This is a genomic window from Pseudomonas sp. 05N434 (genome assembly GCF_056396965.1).
The window spans coordinates 1-8,336 of record NZ_JBFTMK010000183.1 but is presented as its reverse complement, the minus strand read 5'-3'; the positions used below and the strand labels follow the sequence as shown (position 1 = coordinate 8,336).

Below are 8,336 nucleotides of genomic sequence, written 5' to 3'. Positions count from 1 at the left end.
CGATGAACGATAACGCGGTGTACCTGATACACCGCGTCGTCTGAATCGCCAGCAAGCCGGCTCCTACAGTGTTTTGTGGTGCTGCAAAGTCTGCATTTCACCGCGACAAATTGACCCGATAGACAAAAGGATCGGCTCTTGCCGTGCCTTTTGCGTCGCGCTCTGAGAAAATGCCCGCACTTTTTTTCCGGATGCCGACATGACTGCCCTGAAGAACGACCGTTTCCTTCGCGCCCTGCTCAAGCAACCCGTAGACGTCACCCCAGTGTGGATGATGCGTCAGGCCGGTCGCTACCTGCCGGAATACCGCGCCAGCCGTGCCAAGGCCGGTGACTTCATGAGCCTGTGCATGAACCCGGCGTTCGCTTGCGAAGTCACGATGCAACCGCTCGACCGCTATCCGCAACTGGACGCGGCGATCCTCTTCTCCGACATCCTGACCATCCCCGATGCCATGGGCCAGGGCCTGTACTTCGAGACCGGTGAAGGTCCACGCTTCAAGAAAGTCGTCAGCACCCTGGCTGACATCGAAGCCTTGCCGATTCCTGATCCACAGAAAGACCTCGGCTACGTCATGGACGCAGTCAGCACCATCCGCCGCGAACTGAACGGCCGTGTGCCGCTGATCGGTTTTTCCGGCAGCCCATGGACCCTGGCCACCTACATGGTTGAAGGCGGTTCGTCGAAAGACTTCCGCAAGACCAAGGCCATGCTCTACGACAACCCGCAAGCCATGCACCTGCTGCTGGACAAGCTTGCGCAGTCGGTCACCTCGTACCTCAATGGCCAGATCCTGGCCGGCGCACAAGCAGTGCAGATCTTCGACACCTGGGGCGGAAATCTCTCGGCGGCGGCGTACCAGGAATTCTCCCTGGCCTACATGCGCAAAATCGTCAGCGGCCTGATCCGCGAACATGAAGGCCGCAAAGTGCCGGTCATCCTGTTCACCAAGAATGGCGGCCTGTGGCTGGAAAGCATCGCCGACGCCGGCGCTGATGCGCTGGGCCTGGACTGGACTTGCGACATCGGTGAGGCCCGTCAACGCGTCGGCAACAAAGTCGCCCTGCAAGGCAACATGGACCCGACCGTGCTTTACGCCAAGCCAGAAGCCATCCGCGCCGAAGTCGGCCGGATTCTCGCCAGCTACGGCAAGGGCAGCGGCCACGTGTTCAACCTCGGCCATGGCATTACCCCGGAAGTCGATCCGGAGCACGCAGGCGCTTTCTTGCGCGCGGTGCATGAGCTGTCGGCGCAGTATCACGAGTGATCGTCGCCCGATAAAAAACGCCCGGCATTTGCCGGGCGTTTTTGCATCAAAATCAAAAAGATCGCAGCCTTAAGCTTTCAAATTCTCCAACGGCGGCAACTTCGCCAATTTCAACGCCACCAACAGCGCAATCACTAGCAATCCGCTGATGAACAGCCCGATCCCGTTCCAGCCACCCAGATGCCAGGCCATACCGCCCGCCGTCCCCGCGATACTCGACCCGGCGTAATAGCTGAACAGGTACAACGACGTCGCCTGCCCCTTGGCCTTGGTCGCGCGACGACCGATCCAGCTGCTGGCCACCGAATGCGCGCCGAAGAAGCCGAAGGTGAAGACCAGCATGCCGAAGATCACTACTGGCAGGGGCGTAAACATCGTCAACGCAAGGCCYGCGAGCATCACCACAATGGTTGCCCAGAGCACTTTGCGCCGGCCGAGCTGGTCGGCCAGGGCGCCGATTTTCGCCGAGCTGTAGATGCCCGACAGGTACACCACCGAGAGTAGCCCGACGAAGGCCTGGTCCATGTGATACGGCTCGGCCAGCAGGCGATAGCCGATGTAGTTGAACAGGGTAACGAACGCGCCCATCAGCACGAACGCTTCGACAAACAGCAGCGGCAGGCCGGCGTCGCGAAAGTGCATGGTGAAGCCGTCGAGCAGGCTACGCGGGTGCAGCGAGCGGGCGCGGAAGTTGCGCGATTCGGGGAGGATTTTCCAGAACACCGCGGCGGCAATCAGCGCCAGGCCGCCGATGACCAGCATTGCCGTGTGCCAGCTGACGAAGTCGATCAGCACCCCGACGATCAAGCGTCCACACATGCCGCCGATGGCATTGCCACCGATGTACAAGCCCATGGCCAGGCCAATGTGCTGCGGGTGGATCTCTTCGCTCAGGTAAGTCATCGCCACCGCCGCCAGACCGCTCAACGACAGCCCGACCAGCGCCCGCATCACCAGCACGCCTTGCCAGCTCGGCATCATGGCACTGGCCATGGTGCACAGTGCGGCGGCGAACAGTGCGGCGACCATCACCGGTTTACGCCCGATGCGATCGGAGATGGGGCCGGTGATCAGCAAGCCGATGGCGAGAAGGCCGGTGGCGACCGACAGGATCAGGCTGCTCTGGGCCGCATTGATGGAAAACTCGCGGGACAGCAGCGGCATCATCGGCTGTACGCAGTAGAGCAGGGCAAAGGTCGCGAAGCCTCCGGAGAACAGCGCCAGCACCGTGCGCATAAACATCGGTGTGCCTTTCTCGATGTAGATCTCGTTATGTTCAGCGACGACATCATTCAGCGCGGCGGGCGGGATTTCATGGGCGAGTGGGGCGACAGCAGTTTTCACTTCGGACCTCGGAGGACGCAGCCGGTCAGGCAATGAAAAAATCATATAGCTGGCTAATGTTTCTATCCAATATATTGTTCGACCTGTTTGATAGGTTTAACGACCTAATGGAGTTTTCATGGAATTGCGTCACCTGCGCTACTTCATTGCCGTCGCCGAAGAACTGCATTTCGGCCGCGCCGCCCAAGTGCTGGGCATCTCGCAGCCGCCGCTGAGCCAGCAGATTCAGGCGCTGGAACAGGAAGTGGGGGCGCGTCTGTTCGAGCGGACCAATCGTCGGGTCGAGCTGAGTGAGGCCGGTCGGCTGTTTCTGGAAGAGGCGCGGCTGGCGCTGGCTCAGGTCGACAAAGCGGCGGATGTGGCTCGGCGGGCACAACTTGGTGAATTGGGTGAACTGAAGATCGGCTTCACCTCGTCGGCGCCGTTCAACTCGACCATTCCCCAGGCGATTTTCTCATTTCGCCAGCGCTTCCCGGCGGTGCACCTGAACCTGCGGGAAATGAGCAGCACCCAAGTGGCCGATGCGCTGGTGGACGAGTCGATCGAGGTCGGCATCATGCGCCCGTTGGGCTTGCCGGACTCCCTCAGCGTGGTGGAACTGATGCGTGAGCCATTGGTGGCGGTGCTCAGCTCCAAGCATCCGCTGGTGGATGGCAGCGAAGAAGGTCTGTTCCTGTCCGCTCTGGCCCTCGAGCCGTTCGTATTTTTCCCGCGCAGCTATGGCAGCGGTCTGTACGCACAATTGCTCAGCCTGGCGCGGGACGCCGGCTTCAGCCCGCACTTTGCCCAGGAGGCGGGCGAGGCGATGACCATCATCGGGCTGGTGGCGGCGGGTTTGGGGGTATCGGTGTTGCCGGCGTCTTATCAGCGGATGCGTATCGATGGTGTGGTGTATCGGCCGTTGCTCGATCCGGAGGCGATTTCGGCGGTGTGGCTGGTGCAGCGCAAGGATCAGAAGTCGCCGATGGCCAAGGCGTTTGTGGAGTTGTTGACGCGTAAGGTTGAAGGGAAGTGAAAGCGAGCAAATCACCGCACTCAGGACACTTCAAGTAATGGATCCGTCCTAGTGATTTATCTGAGTTTTACGCAATCAAAGCCGCGGTACGCAACGCTCTTGGCCTGTGATGCCATCAGAGGTGGCACAGTTGGGCGAGTCGCCACCCGTTGTCTCCCGTTAAGTTTCAAGCAATACTGCCCGCGTTCCCGAAAGGGGCTTGTGAGACTCTGAGGATCCTGGGTAACCAGCCATCGCAGAGCCAGGCAGGTACCGGGCGATGACAAGCCGACCTGTTTGTGAAAGGGCGCCGAAAGGCGCCCTTTGTCGATTCTGGCGTTACTGAACCTTCGCCAAATCCCCTTTCAGCGCAACCCCGGTAATGATCGCCCCTGCGTGGCTCGTTTACGACCAGCGGCGGAAGATCAACGAGGTGTTGACCCCACCAAAAGCGAAGTTGTTGTTCATCACATACTGGTTGCTCATCTGCCGGAATTCGCCGCGCAGGTAATCGAGCTTGCCGCACTGCGGATCGACCTCATCGAGGTTGAAGGTGTGCACGTACAGGTCGCGGTTCATCATTTCGATGCTGAACCAGGACTCCAGCGCGCCGCAGGCTCCCAGGGTGTGGCCGAGGAAGCTCTTCTGCGAGCTGATCGGCATGTGTTCGCCGAACAAACTGTTGGTCGCCAGTGTTTCGGCAATGTCGCCCTGCTCTGTAGCGGTGCCGTGACCATTTACATAGCCGATGGCGCTTGGGTCGAGCCCGGCGTCTTCCAAAGCCAGCTCCATGGCCCGGCGCATGGTGATCAGCTCGGGGCGGGTGGCATGCTGGCCATCGGCGTTGCTGCCGAAACCGACGATCTCGGCGTGGATGCGGGCGCCACGCGCCAGGGCGTGTTCGAGCTCTTCGAGTACCAGCATGCCGCCGCCCTCACCGATGACCAGGCCATCGCGGCCGCTGTCGTAAGGGCGCGGGCTGGTTTGCGGGGCATCGTTTTTCAGGCTGGTGGCGTAGAGCGCATCGAACACCATGGCCTCGGTCGGGCACAGCTCTTCGGCGCCGCCGGCGAGCATCAGCGGCAGGCGGCCGAACTTGATCGACTCGTAGGCGTAACCGATGCCCTGGCTACCGCTGGTGCAGGCACTGGAGGTCGGGAYCAGTCGGCCGGTGAGGCCGAAGAAGATGCTGATATTCGCTGCCGTGGTGTGCGGCATCATCCGCACGTAGGAGTTGGCGTTCAGGCCTTCGGCCACCGAATTGAGCAACATTTTGCCGAACGCCTTGATCTCGTCGGTGCTGCCGGTGGACGAGCCGCAGGACACGCCCATGCGCCCGTCTTTGATCGACTCATCACCCAGCAGCCCGGCGTCCGCCAGGGCCTGTTCTGCAGCGCCGACTGCCAGCCGCGATACCCGGCCCATGCTGCGCAGTTGCTTGCGCGTCCAGTGGCCGGGCACCTCGAAGTCGTCTATCGGCCCGGCCAGGCGGGTATTGAGTTCGGTAAAGCGATCCCACTCGTGCATGCGACGAATGCCGCTGCGGTTGGCGGCAAAGTTGGCGGCGATGGTGTCCCAGTCGCTGCCCAGTGAGGTGATGCCGGCCATGCCGGTGACGACGACGCGCTTCATCAGCACAGGCCTCCGTTGACGGCCAGAACCTGCCGGGTGATGTACGAAGCTTCCGCCGACATCAGGAAATTCACTGCGCTGGCCACCTCTTCCGGGGTGCCCATGCGTTGTGCGGGGATCATTTTCATCAGTTCTTCCACCGGCACGTTTTCATCGAGCATCGCCGTGTCGATCAGGCCGGGTGCGACACAGTTAACCGTGATTTTGCGCTTGCCCAGCTCAATCGCCAATGCCTTGGCCGCGCCGATCAGACCGGCCTTGGACGCGCTGTAATTGACCTGCCCGCGATTGCCGATCAGCCCGGACACCGAAGTAATGCAGACAATCCGCCCGGCGGCGCGACGACGGATCATCGGCATCATCACCGGGTGCAGCACGTTGTAGAAACCGTCGAGGTTGGTGCGCATCACCACATCCCAATCCTCCTCGCTCAGGGCCGGAAAAGCACCGTCGCGGGTCAGGCCGGCGTTGAGCACCACGCCGTAATAGGCGCCATGGGCTTCGACATCGGCTTCAAGGATCGCTTTGCAGCTGGCGCGGTTGCTGACGTCGAATTGCAGGATGCGCGCGTTGCGGCCCAAGGTTTCCACTTCGGCTTTGACGGCTTCGGCGTCCGCCAAGCCGCTGCGGCAGTGCAGCACGATGTCATGCCCCGCTCGGGCCAGACGCAATGCGATGGCGCGGCCAATACCACGGCTGGAGCCGGTGACCAGTACGGATTCAGTCATCACTCGACTCCTTGGGATTCATGCAGATATTGAGCGGCTTGAGGCGGGCGGAACACGTTCAACCGAGCGGTCGCGTGGATGCCGGGGGCGGTGATGTGGCATTCGAATACGCCCATGCCGTTATCGTCTTCCAGCGAGCGTATCCCGTGGATAGTCAGCTCGGTGCCGGCGGGGAAGTGTTCCACGTTGCATTCGAATTTGCGGCTGCCGAGCAGGAAGCCCAGTTCCACCGCATTGCCTTTCTGGCGCGCATGGCAGCCGGCATAAGCGGCGACGCTCTGGGCCATCAGCTCGATGCCGACCCAGGCCGGCAGACTGCCGTCGGGGCGATTGAACAGGCCGCCGGGTTTGACGGTGAGTCGGGTATAGATCTGCTCGTCGTCGAACGACAGGATCTGATCGATGAGGATCATGTCGCCGGCATGGGGCAGCAATTCGGCGAGCGGCCAGGTAATCATGAGGCGTCTCCGATAATCAGGCTGACGTTATTGCCACCAAAGGCAAAGGAATTACTCATCAGGTAGCGGGGTGCAATGGACGTCAGGTGGTCGGTCGGGGTCACCCAATGCAACGCCGGCAACTCGGGGTCGGGCTGCTCGTCCCAGACATGGGGCGGCAGGGCATGCTCGTGGTTATCCGCGCTCAGGCTCAACCAGCAGAACGCCGCTTCCAGGGCACCAGCGGCGCCGAGGGTATGGCCGGTCATCGGTTTGGTCGACGAGCAGGGCACGCCTTGTGGAAACAGCGCCGTCACAGCCAGGCTTTCCATTGCGTCATTGTGTTGGGTGGCGGTGCCGTGCAGGTTCAGATAGYTGATCTGTTGGGGTTGCAGGCCTGCGCGGCTCAAGGCTTTGTGCATGGCTTGCCGGGCGCCACGGCCGGTGGGTTCCGGCGCGGAAATATGGTGTGCATCGGAGCTGGCGCCACTGCCGAGCAAAGCAATCGGTTGGCTGCTGCCGGCGGTTTTGCTCATCAGGAACAGCACCGCGGCTTCGCCGATATTGATGCCGTTGCGGTTCGCCGAAAACGGGTTGCAGCGCTGCTCGGACACCGCTTCCAGGGCCGAGAAACCGTTGAGGGTCAGCTTGCACAAGCTGTCGACACCACCGCACAACACGGCGTCGCACATGCCCAGGTCGAGCAGTCGTTGGGCACTCATCAGCGCGCGGGCGCTGGAGGTGCAGGCGGTGGAGATCACATAGGCCGGGCCGCTCAATTGCAGCCAGTCGGCGAGAAACGTCGCCGGAGCGCCGAGCTCTTGCTGCTGATAGTCATAATCGGCCGGGAAGTGATGTTCGCGGATGTAATGGGCCAGGCCGCGGCTGGCTTCGTCGATGCCTGAGGTGCTGGTGCCCAGAATGACGCCGATACGGTCGCGGCCGTAGGTCTGGATCGCCTGCTCGATGTCTTGGCGAATTTGCAGCGCGGCCTCCAGCAGCAATTGATTGTTGCGACTGCTTTGATGAGCCAGCTCAACCGGAATCGGTGCCAGCTCACCACGCACCGCCGCCACGGGCAACGAGCGCTCCGCGACCCAGCCGGCCTCGTTGCGTATGCCCGAGCAATCGCCGGCAAACAGGTTGCGGGCGACTTCCTGCTTGTCGCGGCCGAGGGCGCAGATTACCCCGAGGGCATTCAGGTAAGCGGTCATGGCGTGTTTTCGCCTAACGGGGTGACGCGATAGTGCGGGCCTTGGGACACGTTCAATTCAAAGCTCGGTGGTTGCGAAAGACTTGGTTGTGAATAGCGGATGTTCCAGCGCGCTGACAATGACCGTTGCCCGTCATGCTGCCGGGCGGCGGGATAGTTGCCGTGCAACTCGCCTTCGGGGGTCAATGCAAACAACAGGGCGGCGAACAGCTCCCGGGCTTCCGGATTGGGTGGTAGCAGACCGTCGGCTTGCCATTGGCCATCGATCAGTTTCTGTCGTGCCACGGGAATCCCCAACGGGTCCATCATCGACCAGCGAATGCCCGGGCCTTCACGCTGGATCACCAGGAGCCAGTCCTGACGCTGCTCGGCCATCTGCCGTTCGATATGCAGTTGCAGTGGCAACGCCAGGTTCGGGGTTCGCTCGGGCAGCGGCGTCTGGCTGGCGCAGGCGCTCAGCAGCAGGACACAACCCAGAAGCAGCAAACGGATCATCAGACACTCTCTTCAAGGGGCTTGCGCGCGACCACATTGACCAGGGTTTCTTCCCGTTGGCCAAAGGGTTTTGGCTGGCGCAAGCCGAAGCGTTCAAGCAGGCCGAAATCCTTGGCGCGACTCCACCACAAGTAAGGGTAAGACACGTTTTTCGGGCTAAATTCAAAACCCTGCCGACGAATCATCTCCAGGTAGCCGGCGGCACTCTTTTGCACGTGCATCGGGT

General features: G+C 61.6%; 8 protein-coding genes and 1 pseudogene. 2 read left to right on the top strand and 7 right to left on the bottom strand.

Going from position 1 to position 8,336, the window contains the following annotated elements; translation table 11 throughout:
* Positions 1-199 precede the first annotated feature (199 nt).
* Positions 200-1,267 (top strand): uroporphyrinogen decarboxylase, encoded by a 1,068-nt coding sequence (hemE, locus tag AC1DLB_RS13830; RefSeq protein WP_018928609.1) that lies wholly within the window; start codon positions 200-202, stop codon positions 1,265-1,267.
* Between the two features lie 69 nt (positions 1,268-1,336).
* Here hemE and AC1DLB_RS13825 read toward each other — a convergent pair whose 3' ends face one another.
* Positions 1,337-2,611 carry an MFS transporter gene (locus AC1DLB_RS13825; protein ID WP_018928608.1) on the bottom strand — a complete coding sequence of 425 codons (1,275 nt, stop codon included), beginning with the start codon at positions 2,609-2,611 and terminating at the stop codon, positions 1,337-1,339.
* A 118-nt stretch (positions 2,612-2,729) separates the two neighbouring features.
* On the opposite strand from AC1DLB_RS13825, the gene AC1DLB_RS13820 reads away from it, so the two are divergent.
* The gene (locus AC1DLB_RS13820) at positions 2,730-3,626 is read left to right on the top strand and encodes a LysR family transcriptional regulator (RefSeq protein ID WP_019650776.1); all 897 of its coding nucleotides are present in this window, start codon (positions 2,730-2,732) and stop codon (positions 3,624-3,626) included.
* A 384-nt stretch (positions 3,627-4,010) separates the two neighbouring features.
* Here the strand turns inward: AC1DLB_RS13820 and AC1DLB_RS13815 are convergent, their stop codons facing one another.
* From AC1DLB_RS13815 to AC1DLB_RS13790, 6 genes and pseudogenes are all read right to left on the bottom strand, one after another.
* Positions 4,011-5,237 (bottom strand): beta-ketoacyl-ACP synthase, encoded by a 1,227-nt coding sequence (locus tag AC1DLB_RS13815; protein ID WP_477785136.1) that lies wholly within the window; start codon positions 5,235-5,237, stop codon positions 4,011-4,013.
* Positions 5,237-5,965: a 3-oxoacyl-ACP reductase FabG gene (gene fabG / locus AC1DLB_RS13810; protein WP_018928603.1), complete on the bottom strand. Its 729-nt coding sequence runs from the start codon at positions 5,963-5,965 to the stop codon at positions 5,237-5,239. The genes AC1DLB_RS13815 and fabG overlap by 1 nt, the downstream gene beginning before the upstream one ends.
* Positions 5,965-6,423, bottom strand: coding sequence for a hotdog family protein (locus AC1DLB_RS13805; RefSeq protein ID WP_018928602.1), 459 nt, complete (start codon positions 6,421-6,423; stop codon positions 5,965-5,967). The genes fabG and AC1DLB_RS13805 overlap by 1 nt, the downstream gene beginning before the upstream one ends.
* Positions 6,420-7,616, bottom strand: coding sequence for a beta-ketoacyl-[acyl-carrier-protein] synthase family protein (locus AC1DLB_RS13800; protein WP_477785135.1), 1,197 nt, complete (start codon positions 7,614-7,616; stop codon positions 6,420-6,422). The genes AC1DLB_RS13805 and AC1DLB_RS13800 overlap by 4 nt, the downstream gene beginning before the upstream one ends.
* Positions 7,613-8,110: a DUF3261 domain-containing protein gene (locus AC1DLB_RS13795; RefSeq protein WP_019581872.1), complete on the bottom strand. Its 498-nt coding sequence runs from the start codon at positions 8,108-8,110 to the stop codon at positions 7,613-7,615. Before AC1DLB_RS13795 ends, AC1DLB_RS13800 begins: the two co-directional genes overlap by 4 nt.
* A pseudogene (locus tag AC1DLB_RS13790) lies at positions 8,110-8,336 on the bottom strand (SAM-dependent methyltransferase); the annotation flags it as partial. The gene AC1DLB_RS13795 and the pseudogene AC1DLB_RS13790, both read right to left, overlap by 1 nt.

What these genes read in the sequence shown, in the direction of transcription:
- AC1DLB_RS13820 (WP_019650776.1), top strand. Translation starts at nt 2,730, where the DNA reads ATGGAATTGCGTCACCTGCGCTACTTCATTGCCGTCGCCGAAGAACTG.
- hemE (WP_018928609.1), top strand. Translation starts at nt 200, where the DNA reads ATGACTGCCCTGAAGAACGACCGTTTCCTTCGCGCCCTGCTCAAGCAA.
- AC1DLB_RS13795 (WP_019581872.1), bottom strand. Translation starts at nt 8,110, where the DNA reads ATGATCCGTTTGCTGCTTCTGGGTTGTGTCCTGCTGCTGAGCGCCTGC.
- AC1DLB_RS13805 (WP_018928602.1), bottom strand. Translation starts at nt 6,423, where the DNA reads ATGATTACCTGGCCGCTCGCCGAATTGCTGCCCCATGCCGGCGACATG.
- fabG (WP_018928603.1), bottom strand. Translation starts at nt 5,965, where the DNA reads ATGACTGAATCCGTACTGGTCACCGGCTCCAGCCGTGGTATTGGCCGC.